Below are 23,313 nucleotides of genomic sequence, written 5' to 3'. Positions count from 1 at the left end.
GAGGCGGCCCGTCGTGCGTCAAGCGGCGTGGTCGGGGCACAGGTCGCGCCCGTCACGGGTCCGGCGCCAGCCGCGGTGCTTCTTCAGCAGCCGGCGGAGCTCGCGGTGCGTGTGCGGCTCGAAGCGCACAGGCCAGTGCCCCTCGGTGTCGCAGCCAGCGCGGTCGCAGAGGATGACGAGGTAGGCGTCGGCAGTCACGCGGCCACCCCCAGTTCCGGGGCAGGCTCGGCGTACCGGCTGATCTCCTCGCCGGTGATGCACTCGACGAGGGCACACAGCAGCACCTCGGCGGCATTGGGTGTCACGGCGTTGCCGTACTGGCGCACCCGCTCCCGCTTCGACCCGAGGACGACGTAGTCGTCCGCGAACGACATCGCGCGGCCGATCTCGTGCGGCTCCAGCATGCGGAACAGCACGTCCTCAATGGCTGGCTCGCCGTGCACCAGGGCGTACCGGTCGCGGGTCGTCAGCGCACCGATCGGCTCGCTCACCGGGCGGGCAGTCCCATTGCCGTAGTACGGGACGAGCAGGTGCTCCCAGGTGATCAGGGACTGGTGCCCAGTGGTGGTCATCGTCCGGAACGGCTCGCTAGCCGGCGTGCAGTGCTCCCCGCCATCGCCCTTGGAGCCGTTGTTCCGCATAACAAACCCGGGGATGTTCGGGGTGACGAGGCCGTGGTGGTTGCCGGAAGCGGTGACGGTGGCCAGAGCCTCCGAAACCGAGCGGGCGACGCTGCCGCCACCGCGGAGCTCGGCAATGAACGGCAGCCACGCGAGGCCCGTTTCGTTACGCGCGGTCTGGGTGCGGAGCGGGAGATTCGCGGAGTTCGCTTCCTTGCCGTCCCGTCCTTCGACAGGGATGAGAAGCGGCGGCACGGCCAGGCCGTCGTTCTCGCGCGTGGTCCGGGTCGGCATCGGGTCGAGGACGCTGGCCGCCTCGTTCCGCCAGGTGCCGCCAGCGGGGACCATCATCGGCACCGGGCGGGCGAACTTCTCCAGCCCGGCCTGGATGCGAGCCAGGGTCTTCGCCGCCAGCGGCTTGGCCCGGTCACCGATCCGCTGGCCCGGGATCGACCAGTCGATCGCCGCCAGCGCGGGCAGCGCCTCCGGCTCCACCACGCTGTTCCGGCACGCGGTGCGAGGGCACCGGTACACGTACTGCTGGCGGTACCGGCCCATGTCGACACCGGGACGCTTCCACGACTGCACGGCCTGCACCCACTCGCCGCACGGCTCGCACCAAGCGCGGGGCCGCAGCCACTTGTCCCAGTCCGGCGTGCGGCGCAGAGACTCGTGCCAGTACCCGACGTACAGCCGGTCGCGGGACTGCGGCGCCTTGTGCACGCTGCGCGGGTTGGCGTGCATGCTGTTGAGGGCGATGATCCGAGTCTTGTAGCCCATTTTGTGGATCTCGCCGATCCAGCGGTCCCACTCGTCCCAGGCGCGGACGTCGACGACATTCTCGACCACCCCGGCCTTGACCAGGCCGCCGCGCTCTATGACGCCGCGCAGGTACAGCGGCACCTCCTCCATCAGGGCGCGTGACTCCTCCTCGAGGGACGGTCCGCCGTCGTCGTCGGCCTCGAACTTCTCGCGTTCCATTTCCGCGTACAGGTCCAGCAGGTCGCCCTGCATGGCGTTGATGAAGTCCCGCTTCTTGCCCTTCGCCACGGACCAGTTGGTGCACTCCGGGGAGGCCCAGAAGAGATCGGTCACGGGCCACGCCCACACGGGGGCCTGGCGGATGTCGCCGCGGTAGTGGTCGGTCTCCGGGAAGTTCGCGGCGTGGGATTCGATCGCCCGCTCCCAGTGGTTGGCGGCGCGGGTTACCCGGAGTCCGGGGACGGCGTGGGCTCCCTGGCTGCTGCCGCCGGCTCCGCAGAACCAGTCCATGACGGTCAGCGCGTCGTTGTCGTGTCGGTACATCAGGCGGCCTTCCTGTTGGGCTGCTGGGTGCGGCGGGTGTGCAGGTCGGAGTAGGCGGTCAGGTCCCGGGTGGTGGTCCAGGTAGCGCCGCAGCGGGGGCATCGGTAGCCGTGGACGATGCGGTTGCTGCGCCAGCGGGTGGCGGCGGGGGCTATGCCGCGGCGGAGGCACGACGGGCAGGAGTCGGTGAGCGTCACGACTGGTCTCCCTTCTGCTGGCAGTCGGGGCAGCAGGGTCCGGGTGTGGGGCCGGTTGCTGCGGTGCCGCAGGGCCAGGCCCCGGGGCGGGCGATGTGGTAGGCGGGCGGCTCGTCTTTGGCAGCCGGTTTGGGCTGGGGCGCGGTCTTGCCGACGAGGAGGCGGAGGAATTCGTCGAGACTTCCCTCGGCACGCATGGCCGCGATGTCAGCGGCGTCGAATTGGGCGGTCACAGGTCGGCGGCCATGTCTACGAAACGTGCATAGTGGCCTTGGAAGGCGCAGGTGATCGTCGCGGTGGGCCCGCCCCGATGCTTGCCGACGATCAGGTCGGCCTCGCCTGCCCGTGGGGATTCCTTGTCGTATGCGTCCTCGCGGTGCAGAAGGATCACGATGTCGGCGTCCTGCTCGATCGACCCGGACTCCCGCAGGTCGGACACCATCGGCTTCTTGTCGGTGCGCTGCTCGGGCCCGCGGTTGAGCTGGGCGAGCATGACGACGGTGATGCCGAACTCCTTCGCGAGGAGCTTCAGCCCGCGGGAGAGCAGCGACACCGCGACCTGGCGGGATTCAGCGCGCGGCGCTTGCATCAGCTGCAGGTAGTCGACGATCAGGTAGCGCAGGCCGAACACGCGGACCAGGGTGCGGACGACGGCGCGCAGACCGGGCAGGGTGACGAGCGGGTTGTCGTCGAGCTGCAGTGGAGCCTGGGCCAACTCGGGGGCCATGGACGCGGCGCGGGCCATGACGGTGTCATCGACGATGCCCTGCTTCAAGTGGTGCAGCGGGATGGTGACGGCCGCGCACATGATGCTCGCGGCGAGTTCCTCCTTGCCCATCTCGAGCGACGCAAAATACGTGGGGATCTTGTTCTTGACTGCCGCGGCATAGGCGAAGTTGTGGGCGAGTGTCGACTTCCCGATTGCCGGACGTGCCGCGACAACCACGAGCTGCCCGGGTGCGAAGCCACCGCACAGCAGATGGTCGAGATCGATGAACCCGGTGGGGATGCGATCCTCGTTGCTGGGCGGGGTGGTGGCCCGCTTCAGCACGTCGGGAAGTAGCTCGCCGAGCGTGGACGCCTGCGAGATGGCGGTCGGCCGGACCAGGTTGTCGATCTCGGCCTGCATCTCGGCAATATCCGAGTCCGGGTCGAACGCCGGCGAGGTGGCTTTGACTCGCATAGTGACGCCGAGGGATGCGGTGCGGGCCGCGATGGCGACGCGGGTGACGCGTTCGGCCCAGTAGTCGGCGGAGCCGGGCATCGCATGGTTGTACAGCTCGGCGAGTTGGTCGCTGTCGAGCGGCATGGTGACCATGCGGCCTTCGGCGTGCCAGGCTGCGAGCTTGCGGGCGACGGCTTCCCAGCGGATCTCTCCGGCGGCCAGGTTGCTGGAGAGGTCTTCGACGGCGTACCAGACCCACCGGTAGCGCTCGTCGCTGATGTCTGCGGGGTCGAAGCCGTTGGCGGCGAGGTCGTCGATGAGTTGGGTGCGGGCCATTACCGACGCTGCGAGGATCTGCTCGGCTTCGCGGTCGGCGGGCATGGACTGCGTCGGGGAGGGCTGGTCGGGGCCCCACATGTCGATTTCGGTGGTCACGCGGCGACTCCCTTGCGGCGGTCGTAGCCCTCGAGGAGGACGACGCTGCCGCGGCACATTTCGGCGAGCCGGGAGGCGACGCGCGGCCCGGTGACCTCCGTGAGTTTCGCGGGGACCACATCGCTGGTGATGATCACGGGGCGTCGGTTGATGTACCGCTCGTCGAACAGCTCGAACAGTCGCTCCTGCGTCCACGAGGAGGCGCGCGCTGCGGCCAGGTCGTCGATGAACAGCAGGTCGCACCGCTGCAGTTGCCGCAGCAGGGTTCGGCCCTCGCCCTCCCCTGCGTCAGGGCGGAGTGCGTCGAACAGGGCCGTCGACCGCCACGTCTGGATGGTCGGGGTTCCCTGCCACGGCTCGCCCGGGGCGTACTGGGCCTGGAGCCAGCGGCGGCACGTCTGCCACGCGGTGCAGGTCTTGCCGACACCGATCGCGCCTGTGAGGAACAGGCTCGACCCGCCCCAGCCTGCGATCCACTTGGCGACGTCTTCGGGCAGGTTGATGGGCTGGCGGTAGATGACGGGGATGCGGTCGTCGAAGCGGTTGAGCGCGATGACCTGCCGCTCGATGAGCACGCCATCGCGGCGGCTGGGCAGGTCAGAACTGGAGTGCACGCTGCTTCTCCTCTTCGGTCATGTAGCGGGGTGCGGTCTCGGCGTCGGGGCCGCTGTTGGATCGCGGCTCGGGGTCGGGCTGGTCTTCGTAGCGGCCGTCGTCGAGCCAGCGGGCGGGGTACGGCGTGTACCGAGGGTCTTGGCCGTGGCGTTCGTGGGCGTATGCCTTGGCGGCCTTGACGATCAGGTCGGGGTCAGCGCCGCGGTCGAGTGCGTCGCACCAGGCGCGCTTGGCTTTCTCGATCTGCTTGCTGCGCGGGTAGCAAACCCAGAACTCGCCGAAGGCGGGCCAGCGGTAGTCACGTTCGTCGTCGGCTTGCGGCTCGCGCGCGCCATAAGAGTCTTTTGGTTCAGCTTTAGGTTCAGTCTTTTGGTTTGGGTGACGTGGGCGTCGCCCCTCCTGTGACGTGGACGTCACCCCATCCGCGACGTGGACGTCACCGGTGACGTGGGCGTCAGGGGTGACGTGGACGTCACCGGTCCCTAGCTCCGAGGGCTCGCCTGAGCTGGTCTTTTTTTTGCCGCCCCTGCGACGGGATGACGCCAGCGTCACCCGTGACGCCCGCGTCACCTCATCTGCGCTGGCACGGCCCCCTGGAACAGTGCGTTCCATGGCCAGGTCGTAGACGTCGGGGCGTTTGCCTTCGGGGAGGTGGGCGGCCTTGCTTTGGTCGCCGAGGCGGATGAATCCGAGGGCGCGAAGCTGCTTGAGGTCGCGCTGAACGGAGCGCTCCGCCTTGCACGCGTAGGCAGCGAGTCGGGCCACGGACGGGAAGGCGCCGCGGCCGTGCTTGTCGGCGTGCCGCGCGAGTCCGCTCAGCGTGGCGACCAGCTGCGACGGCATTGGTGGGGCGTACTCCATAGCCCAGTCCATGGCCTCTTTACTCACGTGAGTCTCTTCTCGGGGAGGGATGTCTCTGCTGGTCGGGGCTGTTTCTGGGCAGCCCTCACGGGGGCTTCAGCAGGGCACGGTCCTTGCCCTTGACGTTTCCAAGCTTACCAAACTTACAACTTTGGTGACTCGCGCCAGAGTGAAAATGCCTTACACTCTCACCATGGCCACGGACCAGGAACCGGAGATCGCCGAGGACGGCGTGCAGGAGGTGCCGCTGACGATTGCGCGACCGCTTCTCACGCGGCTCATCGAGCAGGCACGAGAAGACGACCTCGTCAGCGCACTCACCGTGCGCGGCCGACGCCGCGCCTACCTGGTGACGCCCGACTTCTACGACCAGGCGGAGAAGGACAGGGCGTTCATGAAGCGGCTCGAGGCGGCCACGCGAAAACTCACACCCGCCCAGCAGGAGGCGCTCGGCACGGACCTGGTCCGGCTGATGTTCCCGTCCTGACGTCATCGCTTCCTCCCCTCCTTGCCCCGCCGTGTGGCGGGGCTTTGTCGTGTGCGGCTACTGGCGTCCGTCTTCGAGCGCGCGTCGGGCTACGGCGTCGAGTTCGAGTGCGGTCTGCACTCCGGATTGAGCCTCGGCGAGCCGGTAGAGCTCTTGGGCGACGCGGCCGGCGAGGATCGGCAGAGCGTGCACGTGGATGTCGAAGCGTCGGCCGACAGGCCAGAACAGGTCCCGGTACTCCTTGCGAGGCGTTCCGGTGAGTCTGAGGACTCCGGCGTCGGTGAGGCGCTCGCGGAGCTTGATGGCGTCGTCGATGGGCATTCCGTACCGCTGGCGCAGGTGTGCGGCGGCGGTGTCCCAGGTGAGGACATCGGGCTCGGGAAAGTTGCCGGGCACGGGCGGGCTGTAGTGGCCGTGCTGGCGCAGCGACGGGAGGACGTCGTGGAAGACCCAATGTTGGAACCGGTCGACCTGGTCCCGGACGAAGCCGTCCTTGATCCTCGACGTCTGCCGTTGGCCAATAACGCGGTAGAAGCCTGGCTCAGTAACGTGCCAAACCCGCTGGTCACCGCCAGGGGTACACGCCAACGTGTACCCCTTCTCTGCGGGCGGGAGGGATTCGACGAGCCGATGCGCGTCGCGGTAGCCGAGCCCCTTGGCCAGCCCTGATGCGAGGACGATGAACGAGGTGTCCCGAGGCAGGACCTCGATGTCGAACTCGGCGTTGGTGAAGCGTTCGATATGCACGGGTTGATCTCCTGGTCGGTCGGCTGGGCCCCGTGGCGTCCCGCGGGGCGTTTGTCGTGTGGGGCTGGCGTGCGGGCCGGCCGGGCTAGGCGGCTTGCTGGAGTGACTGCCGGTAGCGGCGGATGTTGGTCTCGAGGGTGCTGAGGCTGACGCCGAGCCGCTGGGCCGCGTGCTGGCGGCTGTAGCCCTGCGCTTCCAGTTCGAGGGCGTTCTCGCCGATGACGATGTGGCGGGGCGTGGGGATGTCGTGTTCGGGCGCCTGGGGGTCGTCGATGCCGCCCATGTCTTCCCACCAAAGGGGGTCGCGCCAGTCGCCGGCCGCGGCTATTGATCGTGCGCGGGTGGAGGTGCCTGGGGTGTGGGCGAGCTGCTTGTACGCGTGCTCGATCTTGTCGGCGAGTTTCTGGCGCATGGTCGCCTGGCCTTGCGCGAGGCGCCAGACGCGACATGTGGCTGTTTTGGCTGCCTCGGCGATGGCGTACTGGCTGTGACCGATGGCCATGAGCGCTCGGACGCGGCGGACGGACCCCGTGGCGTCGATGTAGAAGCCGCTGTCTCGCCGCTCCGCAGGCTGCACCGCCATGATCTTTTCGTGGGTTTGGCGGTTGATTTGCGACATGCGGCCAGCGGCGATGTTGCGGAGGTGGGCGGCGCTGCATCCGCTGGCTTCGGCGATGTGGACCCAGCTCATGGTCTGGCGCAGCTTTGCGAGGTGGTGGCGGGCGAGGGTGGGGTCCAGCCTGTTGGGGATGCCGAGGTGCCGGTTGAGTGCGCGTTGCTTCTTGGCTCGGCGGCGGCGACGGTCGCAGTTTTCGCAGTGGCACGTTCGCGGGTGGGTGGCGGTGGTCATCGGTCCCCCTTTGTGGTGGGCAGGTGGCGGATGTCGCGGAGTAGTTGGTGGGCCCAGTCGTCGTCGGGTCCGAGCTGGTCGCGGCCGAGGAGGAACATCTCTTCGGGGAGGCGGGCGCGGGCTCGTGCGCGGGTGATGCGGTCGGCTGCCTGGCGGCGGTGGTGCCGGCGGATGATCCGGGCGGCGGCCCAGCCGGTGGCCAGGAAGGCGGCGGCGTGGAGGGCGAGGGCCAGGGCGGGGCTCATGCGGCCGTCTCCGCCGGCCGTGCGCGCCGCTGTGCGGCTATGGCCCGCCCTTTGTCGGTCAGCTGCCAGACGGCCAGGCGGTGGCCGTGGGTGGCCTCGCTGGTCGAGGGGACGACCTGCCCGGTGTGGGTGATGATGCGGGCGGTCCGCATCGAGTTGATGGCGGCGCCGATGAAGCCGTGGCCCAGCTCGGGCAGGACTTCCCGGAGGTCGTTGGCGCTGACGGTTCCGTTGGCGAGGCAGAACGCGAATACGGCCTGCTCGACGAGGAACTGGGACCACTCGGACTGGCGGACGATGTCGTCGAGCAGCTGGTCCTTGGCGACGGCGGCGAGGCGCTCGGCGGGCGTGAGGCGGCGGGTCATGGTGGGTGTCCTTCCGGGTGTGGTTCCGTGGAGGGGTGGGCCGCCCGCATTACGGGTGCGGGCGGCTCGGGTAGGACTAGGACGGGGGCTCGTCGATCCGGGCGGATGGCGTGCCGGGGGTGATCAACAGCGGATTGCCAGCCCCGTACACGGCGAGGTACTCGGTCGCTGTCCGGTGGTGGTTCTCGTAGACGCCGATCATCAAGTTGCAGGGGTTGCAGAGAAGGGCTCGAACAACTCCCGTGGTGTGGCAGTGATCGACGTAGAGTCGTGTGCCTCCGTTGGGCGCCCTTCTGCAGATGACACACACGCCGCCTTGCGCGTCCGCGAGAGCCAAGTACTGGGTGAGGGTGAGCCTGTATTCCTCCCAGAGCTTTCGCTCGAGTCGCTGCTGAGGCGTCTCCTGCCGCTTCTTCCGGCTCTTGTTTCGGCACTCGGCGCAGACCGGCTTACGGCCTTTGCCTGGACCGCGGCTGTGAAAGGCGGTCTCGGGCTTGGTTGCACCGCACTGCTTGCAGATCTTGATCGATTCGGACAGGACGGCGATTGGCGAGTCGATATCGTTGTGGTCGGACACCGGTCGTCTAACTCCTCGTAGGTCGCATGGCGGTATGAGGGGCGGCCCCAGTGCCGGTTAGGCGGCGTTCTTCAGCGCGGTGCCGCGTTCCTTGATGAAGGCGCCGAGGCTGGTCGGCTGGCCCGTCTTGGGGTGCAGGAACGGGGTGGCCAGGGCTCCGTGGGACTCGACCTCGCGATACAGGGCGAGGAGGCTGTCCGGGGTCGCATCGTCGCCTGTGGCGGCGTCGATCCAGGCCGAGGTGTCGACCGTCTCGGCTCCGTCGTTGAGCCAGTCGAGGAGCGGCTTGGCGATGTCGATCGCGCCGTTCGGCTCCTTGATGACCTTCTTGTGGAGGGCAGGGCAGCGGGACTTGACGACGGTGAGCGTGTTGTTGATGTCCATGGAGCAGACGAGCCCGAACTCGTACTCGACGCCCTTACGCTGCTCGGCCCGCATGCCCATGGCGACGGGCTCCTTCTTGCCGCGCTCGTTCTCCTGCAAGACCCATTCGGTGTGGGAGCGCATGGTGACGACGACGTGCCCGGGGTACGAGAGGAGTGCGTCGATCATGTCGTTCTGCATCGGGGTGCCCTCCTTCCATCCTGCGAAGGAGTTGCCGCCGTACCGAGACTTGGCCTTGTCGACCTGCTCGAGTGTTCCGTCGGTGCCCTTCCAGAAGTGCGACAGGGAATCGATCTTCACGGCCGGGTATCCGGCCTGCGCCGCCGCAGCGAGGGCCTTGACCAGGTCGCGCGGGTCGTAGCGATGCATCTGCAGCACGTCGAACTGGATGCCGTTGATGCCGACGTACAGGGACGCGGCGCCGCGCTCGGTGTCGATGACGGCGAACCGCTGCCCCTCGGCGAGACCGTGGGCGATGGACAGGCCGGTCCAGGTCTTGCCGGAGCCGGACACACCCTGAACGGCGACGCGGGCCTTGGCCTTGTCCTTGGTGGCCGGGCGGAAGATGAAGGCGCCATCGTCGTACTCGTCGGTGTTCTGCTGCTGGCGTCCGACGCGAACGGGCTGGCCAAGCTGCTGGTTCATGTGGTTGCTCCTAGGCGTACTGGCGCTCGACCCAGGCGGGGAGCGGCCTGAGAGGTGCTTCGAGGTAGCCGGGCCATTCGCCGGTCTCGAGGCAGTGGGCGTAGGTGTAGAGGGCCCGGTCGTTGAGGTGGCGACCTATGCCACGGGCGGTCGCGTCGCAAGTGGTGACCGTGACCAGGTAGGGCGGTTCCTTCTCCTGGAACACGAACTGGAGGGGCCGCTCAGGGTCGACGATGTCGAGGGCGATGCCGCCGTCGAGGTACCACTCCTGCTGCTGGTGGTAGCCGCAGTCGTGAATGGTCTTGGGTAGGTCGATGGGGTTGGCGGACCGGGTGGTCTTGTAGTCGACGATCTGGCCGTTGTCGCTGAGCCAGTCGAAGCGGGCCCGCCGCCAGATGCCGTTGTCGTTCCAGAAGAGGGACTGTTCGGCCACCCCGGACCCGGGTTCAAGGAGTTCCGCGGCTTCGGGGTGCTGGCGGAGGGCGGCGGCCATGGCGTGGACCTGCTCGAGGGCGGCCCGCTTGAGCGGTATCTTCCCTTCGGCGCGTATCGCCGCGACTTCCGCCTTCACGGCCTTGGTGTCCCAGCGTTCGGCGTCGACGAGTACCAGGTCGGGGCCGTCGTCGAGGACGAGCTTGTGTGCGGCGGTGCCGAACTCGAAGACCTGCTTGTACGGCTCGGGGTTGTCGAGCTGGTACTTGAACGCGGCCGGGCACTTTGAGGTCAGCGTGCGGGCTCCGGTGGAGGAGAGGCTGCCGCCGGGTATGGGGTCGCTGTGGTACAGCTCGGCGGATATGTCGTAGACCCCGGGTGTGACGGCCGGCGCCTCGGTCGTGGCGGTCACTTGCTGCCGCCCTTCTGCTGCTTGTCGGCGCAGTTTTCGCAGAGGTGGCGTCCGTCGATGCGGACGAAGGGGCCGTTGGTGTTGCCGCAGGGGCAGGTGATGGGGCTCATGCGGCACCGGCCTGGGGCTCGTCGCGGTTGATGTAGCACGAGACGCAGCCGGGGTGGCCGCAGTCGATGCGGTGGGCGTGTTCGGTGGCCTGGGTCCAGGCGTAGCCGTGGTGGAGGACGACGGCGTAGCAAGTGGGTGAGAACTCATTGCCGTCGCGGGTGTGGAGGTCGGCGAAGGTGGCGTTGAGTTCGTTGGCCAGTTCCAGGGCTTCGGCGAGGCTGTCCTTGTCGTGGATGTCGTCCATGCCGGAGACCCAGACGGACCATTCCTGGTCTGCGTAGCCAACACGCTGACGGTCGGGGCCGAAGAGCTTCACGTATGTTCTCCTTGGGTTGTGGCCACCCCGCCTGTTTGCGGCGGGCGGGGCGGCCGTGCGTTCAGGTGAGGTCGTCGAGGAGGTATTCGCCGAGCCAGACGAGGACGGCGACGGTGGCGCCGATGGCGATGGTCCAGCCGGTGTTGTGGCTGGCGGCCCAGGTGATGGCGGAGCCGCAGCCGCCGAGGAGCAGGCCGAGGAGGAAGCGGGTCACGCGGCGGCCTCCGCGGTGGTGGCCTCGACGGCGATCCAGCGGTTGTTGTTGGCGTCCCACTGGACGTGCGGGTTGGGCTCGACCCGGAACTTGACCCCAGCCTGGGTGGCGGCGTTGAACGCCATGGCGAGGCGTTCCCACTTCTCGACCTGCTCCTGTGCCTGCCGCTTGGCAGCCAGCTTCTCCAGGTGGGCCTTGTAGTCGTCGTACCACTTCTGCGGGTCGTGACCGGCCTTCTTCGCCTCGTCCCAGGCCCATTCGCCGATCTCGCCGGAGTCGAGTTGGTCGGCGGTCTCACCGACGATGCCCTCGGCCGCCCGCGGGTCGACCTGGTAGAGGGCGTCGAGGAAGCGGTACGCCATCCACGAGCGGACACCGGAGGACACCCAGGCGTTGAAGGCGGCGCGTCCCTCCTCTGTGTCCATGTCGGCGCCGTACATCTGCCAGGTGGACCGCAGTGCCTGGTGGAGCAGGTCCTCGCCGGTTTCGCGGACGTCGGTGGTGGCCTCGTAGCGGGACCGGTCTCGATCCGCGTCGGGCATGTCGGTGACCATGTCGGCGCGGCTCGTGCCGGCGTGGAGGACGTCCTTCCACAAAGCTCGGGCGCTGTCGATGGTCTCGTCCTTGACGGGCCCGACGCCGGCGTAGCGGGCGGGCATCTGGGCGCCGATGAAGTCCTCGGCGAACACGAGGACAGCCTTCTGGTCGGCGGTGACGCGGACGCGGATGGTGCTGCCGGTGTCGGCCCATCGGGCGAGGAAGCCGGAGTGGAGGGCGGGGAACGGAGCTTCCTCGGTTGTTTGCTCGGCGATGGTGCGGAGCAGGCCGCGCCAGTCCGGGTACTTGATGTCGGGTTTGGTGGCGATGCGGAACTCGGTGAGTGGCGCGGCGAAGACGAGTCGGTCCTCGTCGGTGCTGATGGTGATGCTGGCGTGGCCGATCTGGGTGCTGATCCACTCACGGAGCGGGCGCAGGTACTCGCCGGGGATGGTGCGGGCGTAGGGTTCGGCGCCCTTGTCGGCGTAGAGCAGCTCGTAGCGGGCGACGGCGAGGGTGTAGCGGTCGGAGGCGATGGCGTATAGGTGGGTGCTGTCGAGGTCGAGGCGGATGCCGTGCAGCGGTTCGATGCTGTCGTCGGCCATGTGGCTGATGGTCTTGTCGATGAGTCGGCCGAGCTGGTGGGCGTTGATGGTGACCTTCACGGTTTCCCTTTCTGGGATGCTGGGTGGTGGGCCCCCGCCGAATTCGCCTCGGCGGGGCGTCCCTGGTCTGGTCCCGGCCCCGCCGGCCGGTGTCTTCCGGCGGGGCGCGGGCGTCTCAGGCGGCGCGCAGCGGGATGCTGCCGGGCGCGGTGGGCCGCTCGGCGGTGCTGTCGACGCGGGTGATGCGGGGCCGTGCGTTGTGGAGGTCCCGGCGGAGGCGGGCCATGCGGACGGTGTCGTCGATGTGCTGCTGCTGGAGCCGGCGGATCTCGGCGACCGCGGTCTCGAGGTCGGCCCAGGCGCCGGTGAGTGCGATTCCGGTGGTGTCGAGCTGCCGCTGGAGGGTGTCGTTCTCGCGAGCGAGCCGGATCGTCTGGCAGACGAGCTCGTGATTCTCGGCTTCGAGCTGGGCGACGCGGTCGATGGCGCGGTGGCGGCCGGTCACGAGGCGGCCTTCTTCACGTGGGGGCACCGCTTGGCGAGGTCGATGTCGGCCCGGTAGCGGTCCCAGCTCATGAGCTCCAGGCGGTAGTCCTGTCGCTGGTGCCTGTCGCGCTCTCGCTTGGTCGGGTAGATCTCCCGCCACGCCTGCTCTTCGGTGGCGAATGCTTCGTCACCGAACCCAGCGGTGAGGGCTCCACACGGGCAGCCACACGGGGCCCAGGTGATCCACACGCAGTTGGTGAGCGGCAGGGTCTGGCCGTCGATCTGGACGAGCAGGTCAGGCATCACGCGTCCTCCTCGTCGAGGCCGAGGGCGTCTGCGATGTCGTCTGTGTCGATCTGGGTGATGCCCTTGGCTCGGGCCCGCTCGACGAGGGTTTCCGCTGCACCCCACTGGAGGGCCCGCTTGCGGTAGCGGTCCTGCATGTCGGGTCCCCAGGCTGCGGCCTTCAGCTCGGCGAGCTCGTCCGTCAGCCGGGCGTTCTCGTTTTCCAGCTCGACGGCGCGGCTGATGGCCATCTCCAGCCGCTCTCGCATGGTCGGGACGCGAGGCTTGACGGTCTCGCCCATCGCGACGCGGTGGGCGCGGTGGGCGTCCTCCTGCTCGCGGGCGGTGCCCTTGATGGGCTGGTAGTTGCGGCACTTGCAGGCGATGATCAGGCGGCCGTTGGTGTAGCCGCGCACGGCGAGGTGCTTGCGCTCGCTCATCACTCGCCCACCTTCCGGGCCTCAGCGGCGGCCCACGTCTCGCACGCCGCGTTCAGTTCCTCGGCGCGCTCCCACTGCTCGGCAGGCGTCGACTGGTTGCGGCGCTCGATGAGCGCGCGGACGCTCTCCACCACGTAGGTCGGCGAGGCGTAACCCACCGCCGTGAGCGCCTCGCGCTCACCGCACTGGCCGTGGGAGTCGACCAGCCGGGCCCACTCCCAGGACGGGCCGCGCTCGGGTTCACCGTCGGCGGACTCGATGCCGGTGTGCCACTCCCAGATGAGGATCAGGCCATGCGGCCATCGCTTGGAGTCGATGCCGGAGGTGTCGGGGTCGAGGGTGATGACGGCGCGGAGAAATTGGTACGTGCCGCGGGTGTCGGAGTCGTCGGTGAAGGCATCGGCGGGGCTGAAGCCGGCGGTGGTGAGGGCGTCGATGACGGCGGTGAAGTACGGATCGTGCGGAAGAGTCACTGTCCCCCCTTGGGGTGTTGGATTCGGTGGCCGAGGGCGATGAGCCCTGCGGCGGTGCCCCAGCAGACGGCCAGGGCTGCGATGCATTGGGTGGTGAGGCGGGCCAGTGGCCGGCTCACTCGGCGGTCCGGCGGTCGATCTCGGCCTGTGCCGCCTCAGCGATGGCCCGGCCGACTTCACTCACATACGGCCGGCCGAGGGCCCGGTCTCGCATGTCCTCCAGGTCCGCGATGGTGAACTCGGGGTCCTGCAGAGCGGTGATCAGGTCGAAGGCCACGCCGCCACCCCCTTCCGAGGCGGGTTGGCGAGCCGGTAGGCGGCGTGCGACTCCTGCTCGGCCACCACCGCCGCGCGGGCCCCGTCGAGGGCGTCCGTGAGGTCGGCGATGATGACGACGAGGAGGATCAGCAGCGCCGGGGGCATGGCGATCAGCGGGGTGCTCATGCCACACCTGCCGTGATGGCGGCGGGTCCGAAGCGGTTGCCGTCGGCCTGCCAGCGGAGTGCCCTCGTCCAGTCGGCTTCGGGGTGGGCGGTCTGCAGCAGCCCGAGCAGGTGCGCCAGCACCTCCGGCTGCAGGGTGAGGGCCCGGCCAGCGCGGTCGTAGACGGTGACGTCGCGGATGGTGTCGTCGTCCGGCAGCGGGGTGATCAGGATGCTCGCGACGTCCGGCACCAGTGTGCGGATCTTGAACGGCAGGTAGGCCACGTGGTGGCGGCGAGACCCGGCCGAGGAGCGGCGGATGCGACCCGTGGGGTTCACGCTGCTACCTCCTTGAGTGCGGGGCGGGCGTCCTGGGCCCGCATCCAGTCGGCGAGTTCGGCGGCAGCGGCGGCCAGCGCGTCGATCGCTTCGGGGGACGCGAGTGACACGTGGAGGGTGAGTCGGTCGCCGATGTGCAGCAGCCCGTACTCCCGGCCGCCGTCGGTCCCGTAGGCGGCGGCTATCGCGGACGGGTCATCGCCGAGGACCACGGCGACACCCTGGACGTAGGTGCGGTTCACGACGTCTCACCCCGCTCGATGACTCGGCGGACGGTGTAGGTGCCGTCGGTGTGGCGGACGATCGTGTCGCCGAAGTAGGCGACGAGGTGGCCGGGCTTCTCACCGATGCGCAGGCCGACCGTCGTGAGCTTGTCGTCCACGTACCGCGTGTACTGCTTGGCGAACACCCCGGCCTTGTCGAGCCAGTTGTCGACCGCATACAGAGTCTTCTCGGTCAGCAGACGCGTCTCGTACACGCTGGCATCCGGCCCATCGATCACGTCCACGTGGCTGAGGGCGATGCCGCCCGTGTAGCCGTCGACCATGACGACGGGCTCGCCGTGACCCAGCGTCCACGCCACGGAGCGGGTGCGGGTCTGGAGCCGCTTCTCGTTGGGGAACTTCTCCGGGCGGGCGCCGGGGTAGGCCATGACCGGGGTCCCGACCGGGTAGCGGGCGTTGAACTGCTCGGCGTTCACGCGGCCACCTCCGCCTCGGGCGTGCGAGCGGCGTCCCACAGGTCGATGCCGTGGCGGATCGCGTAGCAGGACCACAGGAAGCCCGGTGTGAAGTCGTAGAACTTCCATTCGGTGGTGTCCCCGAACGTCCAGTCCTCGTAGCGGAAGTCCTCCAGCTCCTTGCGGGCACCAGCTTCGTGGTTGATGTCGCCCCACTCGAAGATGTCCCGAGTGACCTCGGCGCCGATGCCGCGCGGGGCGTCGCCGTTGCGGATGGCGGCGACGACGTACTGCTTGACTTGGTGTTCGAAGAGGTCCGGGTTGAACCCCTCGACCTCATCGCGGCCAGCCCGGACCTTCTCCGACCAGTAGCCGGGGTTGATCTCGCCCGTCAGAGCGGTGCGACGGAACAGGTCGAACATGTCCTCGGTCGCGTCGATGTCGAAGTGGAACGTCCAGCCCGTCTTGACGACGAGGTTGTACGGCCACGTGATCAGCTCGAAGGCGCCGAAGTTGCCGTACTCCGGGTTCGCGAACCGCAGGTGCCGGTACAGCCCGTCGTCGTGGAGCACGATCATCTGGTGTTGGGCGGTGTCGCGGGCGAACCGCTCGGCGATCTCGGGATACTCGGTCATGCGGTCCTCCCAGGGGTCCAGCCGGGGTAGTCGTCGGCGCAGGAGCACGTCTCGGGGTGCTCGGCGGCCAGGCGGTCGAAGGAGGCGCCGGCCGTGTCCAGCAGGTGCCGCAGCTCGACCAGCGGCAGGCCAGCCGCCACCTGCTCGGTGGGCGCGTCCAGGTCGGCGAGCGGGCGGCGGGGAGTCGTCGGAGTGGCCATCACTGGTCACCTGCCTCGGGGATGTCGCAGGTGCGGACGATGTAGGCGGCGCCCTCGTCGCCGATGCTGGCCAGCCAGTTGGCCACGTCCTCGATGGCAGCCATGCGGGCGTCGACGACGCGCTTCTCCAGCTCGTCGCGCTCGCTCTTGACCTTGTCGTGCTTCTCCGCCAACGTCTCGAAGGCGCGGACGGCCCGGTCACGCTCGGCCCGGACCCGGCCCAGTTCGGCGAGCAGCTCGGGCACCGCCTCGCGTGCATCAGCGATGAACAGGGCCAGGCCCTCGGCGAAGTCGGGCAGGGTTGCGATCGTTTCCCCTTCGGAGATCACTCGCCAGTACGAGGGGTCGTCGGCCTCGCCGTTGCCGTTGACGAAGGCGGTTGTCCAGGGGGCCCGGTACCAGTCGCCGGGGTCCGTCTCGCGGATCTCCTGCTCGCGTTCCGGCGACAGCGGGGCGGGCGCCTCGGGCTCGTCGTCGCGTTCGGGGATGTACGGCGGGTTGTTGGCGTGGGCGCTGAGGAACTGCAGCAGCTCGGCCGGTGTCACGCGCTCGGAGTTCGTCACCGGGCACCCCCGAGGAGGGTGCGGGCCAGGCGGGCGATGTCCGCGTTCAGCTCCGGCGACGGTTCGATGCCGAGCACCCGGCGCGCCTCAAGCACATCCAGGAGGTCAGCCAGCTCGGTGCGCGTCTGCTGCTCCCGCTCGTAGCGGGCCATCTCCTCGCGGTCGTTCTCCCGCGCCGACCAGTACGTGTAGAACAACTGGTCCATCGCCTCGTCGCGCTCCGCCTCGGGCAGCGACTCGTAGGCCAGCCGGCCGATGTCCTCCGGGGTGAAACCCTCCGGACGGTCGACCAGCAGCGTGTCCTCCGCCGCGTCGAACATCGCCGTGAACGGGGAGACCCGGCGGAGGCCGGAGGTGATCTGCTCGAAGATCGTGTCGGGTTCAGGGTTCTGGAAGAATGTGGACAAGGGTCCACTCCTGTTCTTCAGGGTTCTGGGTTTGGATCCGAGGCCGGCGTCGGGTCTAGGCCCCCGGCGTCGGCCGCAAGCCGCACTCAGGCGGCGGTGGCCAGGTCCGACGTAACGCGCGTGGCCGCTGACGACTTGCTCGCCTTGGTCGCTGCTGTCTTGCGCGGGCGTCGGGTGGTGCGGCGGGGGCGCTTCGGTCCCTCAATGCGGTGCTCGTAGAGAGCCCGACGGGTGGCGCTGTCGGTGACGATTCGATTGCCGGGCTTGCTCTTGAGGTCGAGTTCGTCGAGCAGGCGGGTGACCGTCTTGACGCTGCATTTGAGGACGTAGGCGGTCTCCTGGATCGTCATGTACTCGGCGTTCGGATCCGTGGGGGGCTCGCCCTTGCCGTACTTCTCGTACTTGTCGCTGGGCATGTCACTCCTTCTCGATGGCTGGGTCCTCGGTGGGGGCGAGGAGCTCGTCGTCAGTTGCGCTCAGCGCGGCACGGAGGCGGGTGTAGCTACCTGGCCCCATGCACTCGCGGACGCCGGTTTCGAGCTTTCGGATGTAGCTGGCGGTGACCCCCACCAGCGCTGCGAGCTGCGCGACCGAAAGGCCGGCCTGCATGCGGCGCTCGTTGATGGCCACCCCTCTCACCCGGAAGGTGGTCGGGGCTTGCATGGCCTCTAAGTTAGCCCTAGATGACCCTCTCGTCCAGCCCTAGTTAGACATTTCTTAGCTCCAGACGACCCACGGGGTGCACACGGGCTGTAGTTCATCCGGCTACTTAGGGTGCACTTTCCGGCCCTTGTTACCCCCGGTCCTGGCTGGTCCCGGCCAGTCCTGCCAAGATGCCCCCATGGACCGTGACCGTGACCTCGACCGCCTCGCACGCGTCGCCACACAGCGACGCCTCGAGCTGGGTCTCGCACGCAACAAAGCAGCCGCGGAGATCGGCATCTCCAAGGACACCTGGAAGCGGCTCGAGCGGGGCGAGCCGATCCGCGAAATCAACTACGGGAAGATCGACGGCGCACTCGGCTGGGCCGTCGGAAGCTGCGTTGCCATCGCAGAAGGCGGCGAGCCGATCCCTGTCGAAGCGAACGGCAATGACACCGTGATCGCCCACGTACCCGTGGAGGGACTTAGGAGCGAGGTGCAGGACGCTGTCGCGGTGGCCGCAGTTGTGACGACGCCCGACCTCACCGCCCGCGAGATCAAGGCGCTAAGTGATCAGATTGTGGAGGAGCTGCGAAAGCGCGGCATCCTCCCAGGAGCCGACTAATACAACCGTCCGCCCGTACAACCTTTTGGTTGTTATGTGATCGATACCGTTCGGCCTAGTGCAACCTTCGGCTAACGGGTGTTGCGCTCGTTTACGCCGTGACACTCTTTGTGACACCTGGGGGTTCTCCCACCGCAGGAAAGGGGGGCCCATGCACAAGTTCGTCACGATGGAACTTGGGCCAAAAGTTGTCGCCTGGTCGACACGAGTACGAGACGACGTCGTGTGCGTCATGACGCCAGCATCGCTCAGGGATGCGTCAGCCAGACGCAAGGCAAGAGCGATGATGCGGCGCCACGGAGTCGACTGCGGCACCTGCCGTGGCTGCCCGCTCGGTCGGGCAGACTAAGGCAGAGTTGGACGTGGAACCCGGCGGAACCCACCGCCGGGCCCCACGAAAACGATTGGGGGTAGCCGCGTGCCCTATGTGGAACAACGCGGGAACAGCATCCGCGTCAAGTGGTGGGGTGGAGAGTACAAGCTCGACGCCGACGGCAGACCCACCAAGACGAAGAAGTACGAGTCCGCCAGCGGCCCCGAGCCCGGGGTGAAGTTCCAGTCCGAAGACGAGGCATACGACTACGGCCTCGACCGCGAGTATGACGTCCGGCACGGGAAGCACATCCGACGAGCCGACACCAAAACACTGATGAAGGACTACTGCTGGCTCTGGTACGGGGCCCAGGACCTGCGGCCCATGTCCATGGACAGGTACCGGTCCCGGCTGCGCGCGAGGATCATCCCCTACTGGGGCGAGCACGCCGTCGGCGACATCACCGCCTGGGAATACGACGCGTGGAAGAAGGGCCTCAAGGCCGCAGTTGCCCGAGGCGAACTCTCACAGAACTACGTCGACCAACTGGTCAGCCTCTTCGGCATGCTGATGAACGACGCGGTCGTGAAGTACAAGCTGCGCAGTGAGTCTCCCGTGGTCGTGCAACGTCGCCGCGGCAAGTACACCAAGAGACGCCGCGAGAAGAAGCGCCCCATGCAGATGGCCGTGCTGCACCAGCTAGCGACGAACGCCTACACGGTGTGGGGATACACCGGGTGGGTGTACATGTGGACCATTGCGTTCACGGGGATGCGCCCCCCCGGAGAGATGCAGGGATTCCGGCGGGAGTTCGCGTCTCCCACCTGGCCGGCCAGCGACCCGGATCCTGAACGGCGCGAGGAGTCGCTGGAGCGCTATGGGCCGGACCGGATGCCTGCTCTGCGCGTCCAGTACCAGTTGCAGTACGTGGACAGCGTGCGAACGCTCGTCGAGCCGAAGTACGAGTCGCATCGCACGCTGGTCTTGCCCCCGTTCCTGCACGACATGCATGTGGCTCTCCTTGCCTCGCATGCCTCGCCATGGGTGTTCCCGGCTCCGACGGGAGAGGCCATGGGTACTCAGTGGTACAAGACCTACTGGTCCCACATCCGTGACGGTTGCCCAGAGCGCACTGCACGGCGTGACTACCTTCGGCCCGGGATTCCGGCAGTTCCGGAGATGGCGGGGAAGCGGATCTATCTGTTGCGGCACTGGATGAAGGAGATGCTTGAGGAGGACGGTCATCCCCGCACCGCTCAGGAGACGCGGATGGGGCATGAGGTCGCGGGGGTGGAGGGGCTGTATGGGAACCTGACTCCTGGGATGGAGCTGCGTATCGTGGAGACGCTGCAGGAGCGCTGGGAGAAGTTCATGTGTTCCGAGGGGGGCAGGTGGCAGCCGCCTTTTCCCATTCCTCTCCCAAAGAGCCAGTCCGCAGCGAAGTAAGTCCAGCTCAGAGGCAAGTTCCGCCGCCGTGCATGGGCATGTTCGCGATGCTCCTGACCCTCTGAGGTGACACCGAGGGCGGCGTGGCATACGTCACTTCGCCCGCCGGACCGTACCCGGCCCCGCACCGCCCTCATAGGCTGACGGCCATGATGGTCCCTCTCGCGCTGATGGGCCTCGGCGCTCTGGCGGCGGCAATGGCGCCCCGTCTGCTGGCCCGGTCCGACTGGGCCGACCGCGAGCCCGTGCTCGCCCTGTGGGTGTGGCAGTGCGTGGTGGTCGCGGTGTTGCTGTGCTGCGGGCTGACGATGGCGCTGACCGCGGCCGCCGCCTCGCAGGCCGTGCGCGGCAATGTCTTCGCCCCCGCGCCGCACGGCGTGGTGGAGGCGTACGCGCTGTCCGCGTACGGGCCCTGGGCCGCGCCGGTCGCCGTCGCGCTGGCCTGCGGTGCCGGGTGGACGGCCGTGATGCTGACGCGGGAGATCGGCCGGGCGCGGACGCGGCGCAAGCGCGGCCGGGCCGAACTGCTGGAGCGCTGCCCGGTCCTGCCCGGGGAGGAGTCCACCGGGAACCGCCTGGTGGTGCTGGAGGGCGAGCGCCCCGAGGCGCGGTGGCTGCCCGGCACTCCGCCGCGCCTGGTCATCACCACGGCGGCGCTGCGCCGGCTCGACGGCCGCCGGCTGGACGCCGTGCTGGCGCACGAGCAGGGGCACGCCCGGGCCCGCCACCACTGGCTGCTGCACTGCTCGTCCGCGCTGGCCGTCGGCTTTCCGCAGGTGCCGGTGTTCGCGGCCTTCCGCGACCAGGTGCACCGGCTGGTGGAGCTGGCCGCCGACGACGCCGCCTCGCGCCGCTTCGGGCGGCTGACCACCGCGCTCGCGCTGGTCGAACTGAACGAGCACCGCGGGGTGTTCGGTCCCGTCCCGGCCCAGCTCGCGGAGGTCCCGCGGCGGGTGGACCGGCTGCTCGCCCCCGCCGCGCGGCTCTCCCCCGCCCGCCGACTGCGGCTGACGGCCGCGGCGGCGCTGGTCCCCGTCGTCCCGCTGGTGGTCACGCTGGTCCCCGCCCTGCGGGTGCTGGGCTGAGCTGACCGGGAGGCGCCGGGGTGCCGGGGTGAGCGGTGCGGCGGCGTGCGCGCGGAAATCCTTCGCCTCGCCGGGGTGCTCCCGACTACAGTCACGCGCTGTCACCTCTACCGGAAGGCAGCACCGCATGGACCCCGCACTCTCCGCACGCCCTGGCGACCGGGCGCTGACGGCCCCCACCGTCTCCTGTGTCTTCGTGTGTCACGACGGCGAGGGGCGCGTCCTGCTCGCCCGGCGCGGCGCGGGGGCGCGCGACGAGCCGGGGACCTGGGACACCGGGGCCGGGGCGCTGGAGCACGGCGAGTCGTTCGAGGCGGCCGTGGCGCGTGAGGTCCGCGAGGAGTACACGGCCGAGGCCCTGCGGATCGAGACGATCGGGGTCCGCAACATCCTGCGCGGCGAGCCCGTCTCCCACTGGGTGGCCGTGGTGTGCGCGGTGGAGGTGGACCCGGCCCGGGTCGCGATCGGCGAGCCGCACAAGTTCGACGCGCTGGGCTGGTTCGGCCTGGACGACCCGCCCGCCCCGCGCCATTCCCAGCTGGAGGAGACCCTGGCCCTCTTCCGCGCCCGGCGGAGCTAGCCTTTGAGGACAGGCCCTGGCCGGGGCCCGGCGGAGCCGGCCGGAGCGGCCCGACGGGCGACGCGCGCGCCCGGCGGTGCGCGATCATCGAGTCATGCACCTCGTGAAGCTCCCCGCCGTACGTGCCGCCGCCGTGCTCGCCGCGCTCTTCGTGGTCCTGCTGGTGCTGGTCGTGACCGGCTGGAGACCGATGGAGGACGCGGACCAGGACATCGCCGGGGCCCTGCACCGTACGGCGGTGACGCACCACGGCTTGACCGGGGTCAACAGGGTGCTGACCGACTGGGTGTGGGACCCGTGGATGATGCGCCTGGGGATGGCGCTGATGGCGGGGTGGCTGCTGTGGCGCCGGGAGACGCTGCTCGCGATGTGGGTGGTGGCCACCGCCGCCCTGGGGACGGCGCTGCAGCAGGGCGTCAAGGCGGCGGTCGGCCGGGAGCGGCCGCACTGGCGGAACCCGGTGGACTCGGCGCACTACGCGGCCTTCCCGTCCGGCCACGCGCTCACCGCGACGGTCGCCTTCGGGCTGCTGCTGTGGGTGATGGCGCGCCGGGGCGCGCGGGCGGTGTGGCTGAGGATCGTGGGGCTGCTCGCCGTGGTGTCCGTGGCCGGGGTGGGGTTCACCCGCGTGTACCTGGGGGTGCACTGGCCCACCGACGTGCTGGCCGGCTGGCTGCTGGGGGCCGCGCTGGTGTGCGCGGCGGTGGCCGCGTATCCGGGTCCGGCGGCCGGAGAGGCCGGAGCGGACCAGCCGGCCCGGGAGGCGCCCGCCTCACCCCGGTGACGCCGCCCGCCTGGAACGATGGGGGCATGACGATCAAGGGCGCGCTCTTCGACTTCTCCGGGACCCTCTTCCGCGTCGAGCCGACCGACGCCTGGCTGCGGGCCGTGCTCGACGCGTCGGGCACGGCCGTGCCGGAGGAGGATCTCCAGCGGTACGCCCGGCGGTTGGAGGAGGCGGGGGCGCTGCCCGGCGGCGCCCCGCCGCGGGTGGTGCCGCCGCATCTGGCCGGGGTGTGGGAGTCGCGGGACCGCACCGCTGAGGACCACCGCGCCGCCTACACGGGGCTGGCCCGCCAGGTGCCGCTGCCGCGTCCCGAGCTGTACGACGCGCTGTACGACCGCCATATGCGGCCGGCCGCCTGGCGGCCGTACCCCGACGCGGCCGAGGTGCTGGGCGAGTTGCGGCGGCGGGGCGTGCGGATCGCGGTGGTCAGCAACATCGGCTGGGACCTGCGGCCGGTGTTCCGGGCGCACGGCCTGGACGGGTTCGTGGACGCCTATGTGCTGTCGTACGAGCACGGCGCGCAGAAGCCGGACCCCCGGCTGTTCCGGGTGGCGTGCGAGGCGCTCGGGGTGGCCCCGGCGGACGCGGTGATGGTGGGCGACGACCGGCGGGCCGACGCGGGGGCGGCACGGCTGGGGTGCCGGGTGCGCTTGGTGGACCATCTGCCGGTGGAGCGACGCCCCGACGGGCTGCGGCCGGTCCTGGAACTCGCGGGCGGGCCCGCGGCGCCGTGACGCCCGGTCAGGGGCGCGGTGGATCCGTCGATTTCGGACGATCCCCC

General features: G+C 69.2%; 39 protein-coding genes. 7 read left to right on the top strand and 32 right to left on the bottom strand.

The window, feature by feature from the left end:
* Positions 1-18: 18 nt before the first annotated feature.
* From BBH68_RS28355 to BBH68_RS28330, 7 genes are read right to left on the bottom strand one after another with little or no spacing between them, the layout of a single operon-like run.
* Positions 19-198 (bottom strand): hypothetical protein, encoded by a 180-nt coding sequence (locus BBH68_RS28355; protein WP_065966551.1) that lies wholly within the window; start codon positions 196-198, stop codon positions 19-21.
* Positions 195-1,925 carry a DNA cytosine methyltransferase gene (locus BBH68_RS28350; protein WP_079151257.1) on the bottom strand — a complete coding sequence of 577 codons (1,731 nt, stop codon included), beginning with the start codon at positions 1,923-1,925 and terminating at the stop codon, positions 195-197. Before BBH68_RS28350 ends, BBH68_RS28355 begins: the two co-directional genes overlap by 4 nt.
* Positions 1,925-2,122 carry a hypothetical protein gene (locus tag BBH68_RS40940; RefSeq protein ID WP_065966550.1) on the bottom strand — a complete coding sequence of 66 codons (198 nt, stop codon included), beginning with the start codon at positions 2,120-2,122 and terminating at the stop codon, positions 1,925-1,927. The genes BBH68_RS28350 and BBH68_RS40940 overlap by 1 nt, the downstream gene beginning before the upstream one ends.
* Positions 2,119-2,355 (bottom strand): hypothetical protein, encoded by a 237-nt coding sequence (locus tag BBH68_RS41580; protein WP_141713064.1) that lies wholly within the window; start codon positions 2,353-2,355, stop codon positions 2,119-2,121. The genes BBH68_RS40940 and BBH68_RS41580 overlap by 4 nt, the downstream gene beginning before the upstream one ends.
* Positions 2,352-3,722, bottom strand: coding sequence for a replicative DNA helicase (locus BBH68_RS28340; protein ID WP_065966549.1), 1,371 nt, complete (start codon positions 3,720-3,722; stop codon positions 2,352-2,354). Before BBH68_RS28340 ends, BBH68_RS41580 begins: the two co-directional genes overlap by 4 nt.
* Positions 3,719-4,336 carry a DnaA ATPase domain-containing protein gene (locus BBH68_RS28335; protein WP_065966548.1) on the bottom strand — a complete coding sequence of 206 codons (618 nt, stop codon included), beginning with the start codon at positions 4,334-4,336 and terminating at the stop codon, positions 3,719-3,721. The genes BBH68_RS28340 and BBH68_RS28335 overlap by 4 nt, the downstream gene beginning before the upstream one ends.
* Entirely contained in the window at positions 4,320-5,225 is a 906-nt protein-coding gene (locus tag BBH68_RS28330) for a helix-turn-helix domain-containing protein (protein WP_141713063.1), read from the bottom strand. Before BBH68_RS28330 ends, BBH68_RS28335 begins: the two co-directional genes overlap by 17 nt.
* Before the next feature lie 166 nt (positions 5,226-5,391).
* On the opposite strand from BBH68_RS28330, the gene BBH68_RS28325 reads away from it, so the two are divergent.
* Positions 5,392-5,685 carry a hypothetical protein gene (locus BBH68_RS28325; protein ID WP_065966546.1) on the top strand — a complete coding sequence of 98 codons (294 nt, stop codon included), beginning with the start codon at positions 5,392-5,394 and terminating at the stop codon, positions 5,683-5,685.
* Positions 5,686-5,742: 57 nt separating this feature from the next.
* On the opposite strand, the gene BBH68_RS28320 is transcribed toward BBH68_RS28325, so the two are convergent.
* The 25 genes from BBH68_RS28320 to BBH68_RS28210 all read right to left on the bottom strand — a co-directional run bounded on the left by BBH68_RS28320 (position 5,743) and on the right by BBH68_RS28210 (position 17,684).
* On the bottom strand, positions 5,743-6,432 hold the full coding sequence (locus BBH68_RS28320) for a BRO-N domain-containing protein (protein ID WP_065966545.1): 690 nt from the start codon (positions 6,430-6,432) through the stop codon (positions 5,743-5,745).
* An 85-nt stretch (positions 6,433-6,517) separates the two neighbouring features.
* The gene (locus tag BBH68_RS28315; protein WP_065966544.1) at positions 6,518-7,282 is read right to left on the bottom strand and encodes a helix-turn-helix domain-containing protein; all 765 of its coding nucleotides are present in this window, start codon (positions 7,280-7,282) and stop codon (positions 6,518-6,520) included.
* Positions 7,279-7,527, bottom strand: coding sequence for a hypothetical protein (locus BBH68_RS28310; RefSeq protein ID WP_065966543.1), 249 nt, complete (start codon positions 7,525-7,527; stop codon positions 7,279-7,281). Before BBH68_RS28310 ends, BBH68_RS28315 begins: the two co-directional genes overlap by 4 nt.
* A complete protein-coding gene (locus BBH68_RS28305; RefSeq protein ID WP_065966542.1) occupies positions 7,524-7,892 on the bottom strand; it encodes a hypothetical protein in 369 nt (122 codons plus the stop codon). Before BBH68_RS28305 ends, BBH68_RS28310 begins: the two co-directional genes overlap by 4 nt.
* A 76-nt stretch (positions 7,893-7,968) precedes the next feature.
* Positions 7,969-8,469, bottom strand: coding sequence for an endonuclease VII domain-containing protein (locus tag BBH68_RS28300; RefSeq protein ID WP_065966541.1), 501 nt, complete (start codon positions 8,467-8,469; stop codon positions 7,969-7,971).
* A gap of 57 nt (positions 8,470-8,526) precedes the next feature.
* Positions 8,527-9,498 carry an ATP-binding protein gene (locus BBH68_RS28295; protein ID WP_079151241.1) on the bottom strand — a complete coding sequence of 324 codons (972 nt, stop codon included), beginning with the start codon at positions 9,496-9,498 and terminating at the stop codon, positions 8,527-8,529.
* Between the two features lie 10 nt (positions 9,499-9,508).
* Positions 9,509-10,342 carry a PD-(D/E)XK nuclease-like domain-containing protein gene (locus BBH68_RS28290; protein ID WP_065966540.1) on the bottom strand — a complete coding sequence of 278 codons (834 nt, stop codon included), beginning with the start codon at positions 10,340-10,342 and terminating at the stop codon, positions 9,509-9,511.
* A gap of 106 nt (positions 10,343-10,448) precedes the next feature.
* On the bottom strand, positions 10,449-10,769 hold the full coding sequence (locus BBH68_RS42780; protein ID WP_065966539.1) for a hypothetical protein: 321 nt from the start codon (positions 10,767-10,769) through the stop codon (positions 10,449-10,451).
* A 61-nt stretch (positions 10,770-10,830) separates the two neighbouring features.
* Positions 10,831-10,983: a hypothetical protein gene (locus BBH68_RS42165; RefSeq protein WP_158080396.1), complete on the bottom strand. Its 153-nt coding sequence runs from the start codon at positions 10,981-10,983 to the stop codon at positions 10,831-10,833.
* Positions 10,980-12,185, bottom strand: a complete 1,206-nt coding sequence (locus BBH68_RS28280; RefSeq protein ID WP_065966538.1) for a beta clamp domain-containing protein — start codon at positions 12,183-12,185, stop codon at positions 10,980-10,982. The genes BBH68_RS42165 and BBH68_RS28280 overlap by 4 nt, the downstream gene beginning before the upstream one ends.
* A gap of 115 nt (positions 12,186-12,300) precedes the next feature.
* The gene (locus tag BBH68_RS28275; protein WP_065966537.1) at positions 12,301-12,630 is read right to left on the bottom strand and encodes a hypothetical protein; all 330 of its coding nucleotides are present in this window, start codon (positions 12,628-12,630) and stop codon (positions 12,301-12,303) included.
* Positions 12,627-12,914, bottom strand: a complete 288-nt coding sequence (locus BBH68_RS28270) for a hypothetical protein (protein ID WP_065966536.1) — start codon at positions 12,912-12,914, stop codon at positions 12,627-12,629. Before BBH68_RS28270 ends, BBH68_RS28275 begins: the two co-directional genes overlap by 4 nt.
* Complete coding sequence (locus BBH68_RS28265; protein WP_065966535.1) at positions 12,914-13,336, bottom strand: hypothetical protein; 423 nt, start codon at positions 13,334-13,336, stop codon at positions 12,914-12,916. The genes BBH68_RS28270 and BBH68_RS28265 overlap by 1 nt, the downstream gene beginning before the upstream one ends.
* Positions 13,336-13,809 (bottom strand): hypothetical protein, encoded by a 474-nt coding sequence (locus tag BBH68_RS28260; protein ID WP_065966534.1) that lies wholly within the window; start codon positions 13,807-13,809, stop codon positions 13,336-13,338. The genes BBH68_RS28265 and BBH68_RS28260 overlap by 1 nt, the downstream gene beginning before the upstream one ends.
* 115 nt (positions 13,810-13,924) lie before the next feature.
* The gene (locus BBH68_RS42160; RefSeq protein WP_158080397.1) at positions 13,925-14,086 is read right to left on the bottom strand and encodes a hypothetical protein; all 162 of its coding nucleotides are present in this window, start codon (positions 14,084-14,086) and stop codon (positions 13,925-13,927) included.
* On the bottom strand, positions 14,071-14,253 hold the full coding sequence (locus tag BBH68_RS28255; protein WP_065966533.1) for a hypothetical protein: 183 nt from the start codon (positions 14,251-14,253) through the stop codon (positions 14,071-14,073). The genes BBH68_RS42160 and BBH68_RS28255 overlap by 16 nt, the downstream gene beginning before the upstream one ends.
* Positions 14,250-14,570 carry a hypothetical protein gene (locus tag BBH68_RS28250; protein WP_065966532.1) on the bottom strand — a complete coding sequence of 107 codons (321 nt, stop codon included), beginning with the start codon at positions 14,568-14,570 and terminating at the stop codon, positions 14,250-14,252. The genes BBH68_RS28255 and BBH68_RS28250 overlap by 4 nt, the downstream gene beginning before the upstream one ends.
* The gene (locus tag BBH68_RS28245) at positions 14,567-14,812 is read right to left on the bottom strand and encodes a hypothetical protein (RefSeq protein WP_065966531.1); all 246 of its coding nucleotides are present in this window, start codon (positions 14,810-14,812) and stop codon (positions 14,567-14,569) included. Before BBH68_RS28245 ends, BBH68_RS28250 begins: the two co-directional genes overlap by 4 nt.
* Positions 14,809-15,270 (bottom strand): hypothetical protein, encoded by a 462-nt coding sequence (locus BBH68_RS28240; protein WP_065966530.1) that lies wholly within the window; start codon positions 15,268-15,270, stop codon positions 14,809-14,811. The genes BBH68_RS28245 and BBH68_RS28240 overlap by 4 nt, the downstream gene beginning before the upstream one ends.
* Positions 15,267-15,884, bottom strand: coding sequence for a hypothetical protein (locus tag BBH68_RS28235; RefSeq protein WP_065966529.1), 618 nt, complete (start codon positions 15,882-15,884; stop codon positions 15,267-15,269). The genes BBH68_RS28240 and BBH68_RS28235 overlap by 4 nt, the downstream gene beginning before the upstream one ends.
* On the bottom strand, positions 15,881-16,084 hold the full coding sequence (locus BBH68_RS28230; protein WP_065966528.1) for a hypothetical protein: 204 nt from the start codon (positions 16,082-16,084) through the stop codon (positions 15,881-15,883). The genes BBH68_RS28235 and BBH68_RS28230 overlap by 4 nt, the downstream gene beginning before the upstream one ends.
* On the bottom strand, positions 16,084-16,647 hold the full coding sequence (locus BBH68_RS28225) for a hypothetical protein (RefSeq protein WP_065966527.1): 564 nt from the start codon (positions 16,645-16,647) through the stop codon (positions 16,084-16,086). The genes BBH68_RS28230 and BBH68_RS28225 overlap by 1 nt, the downstream gene beginning before the upstream one ends.
* Positions 16,644-17,054, bottom strand: coding sequence for a hypothetical protein (locus BBH68_RS42585; protein ID WP_065966526.1), 411 nt, complete (start codon positions 17,052-17,054; stop codon positions 16,644-16,646). Before BBH68_RS42585 ends, BBH68_RS28225 begins: the two co-directional genes overlap by 4 nt.
* Before the next feature lie 86 nt (positions 17,055-17,140).
* Positions 17,141-17,470, bottom strand: a complete 330-nt coding sequence (locus BBH68_RS28215; protein ID WP_065966525.1) for a hypothetical protein — start codon at positions 17,468-17,470, stop codon at positions 17,141-17,143.
* Position 17,471: 1 nt separating this feature from the next.
* A complete protein-coding gene (locus BBH68_RS28210; protein ID WP_245738346.1) occupies positions 17,472-17,684 on the bottom strand; it encodes a helix-turn-helix domain-containing protein in 213 nt (70 codons plus the stop codon).
* 211 nt (positions 17,685-17,895) lie between these two features.
* On the opposite strand from BBH68_RS28210, the gene BBH68_RS28205 reads away from it, so the two are divergent.
* The 6 genes from BBH68_RS28205 (at position 17,896) to BBH68_RS28180 (ending at position 23,266) form a co-directional block, all read left to right on the top strand.
* Positions 17,896-18,321: a helix-turn-helix domain-containing protein gene (locus BBH68_RS28205; RefSeq protein WP_065966523.1), complete on the top strand. Its 426-nt coding sequence runs from the start codon at positions 17,896-17,898 to the stop codon at positions 18,319-18,321.
* Between the two features lie 418 nt (positions 18,322-18,739).
* Positions 18,740-20,080 (top strand): integrase, encoded by a 1,341-nt coding sequence (locus BBH68_RS28200; protein ID WP_107501314.1) that lies wholly within the window; start codon positions 18,740-18,742, stop codon positions 20,078-20,080.
* Positions 20,081-20,229: 149 nt separating this feature from the next.
* Positions 20,230-21,165, top strand: coding sequence for a M56 family metallopeptidase (locus BBH68_RS28195; protein ID WP_065966522.1), 936 nt, complete (start codon positions 20,230-20,232; stop codon positions 21,163-21,165).
* A 127-nt stretch (positions 21,166-21,292) separates the two neighbouring features.
* On the top strand, positions 21,293-21,745 hold the full coding sequence (locus tag BBH68_RS28190; protein WP_065966521.1) for an NUDIX domain-containing protein: 453 nt from the start codon (positions 21,293-21,295) through the stop codon (positions 21,743-21,745).
* A gap of 94 nt (positions 21,746-21,839) precedes the next feature.
* Positions 21,840-22,529, top strand: coding sequence for a phosphatase PAP2 family protein (locus BBH68_RS28185; RefSeq protein WP_065966520.1), 690 nt, complete (start codon positions 21,840-21,842; stop codon positions 22,527-22,529).
* Positions 22,530-22,555: 26 nt separating this feature from the next.
* Complete coding sequence (locus BBH68_RS28180) at positions 22,556-23,266, top strand: HAD family hydrolase (protein WP_065966519.1); 711 nt, start codon at positions 22,556-22,558, stop codon at positions 23,264-23,266.
* The last annotated feature ends 47 nt before the right edge of the window (positions 23,267-23,313 follow it).

This window comes from Streptomyces sparsogenes (genome assembly GCF_001704635.1).
Lineage (GTDB): Bacteria > Actinomycetota > Actinomycetes > Streptomycetales > Streptomycetaceae > Streptomyces > Streptomyces sparsogenes.
Note: the sequence above shows the minus strand (reverse complement) of the source record. Positions and strands in the feature narration are given on the sequence as shown.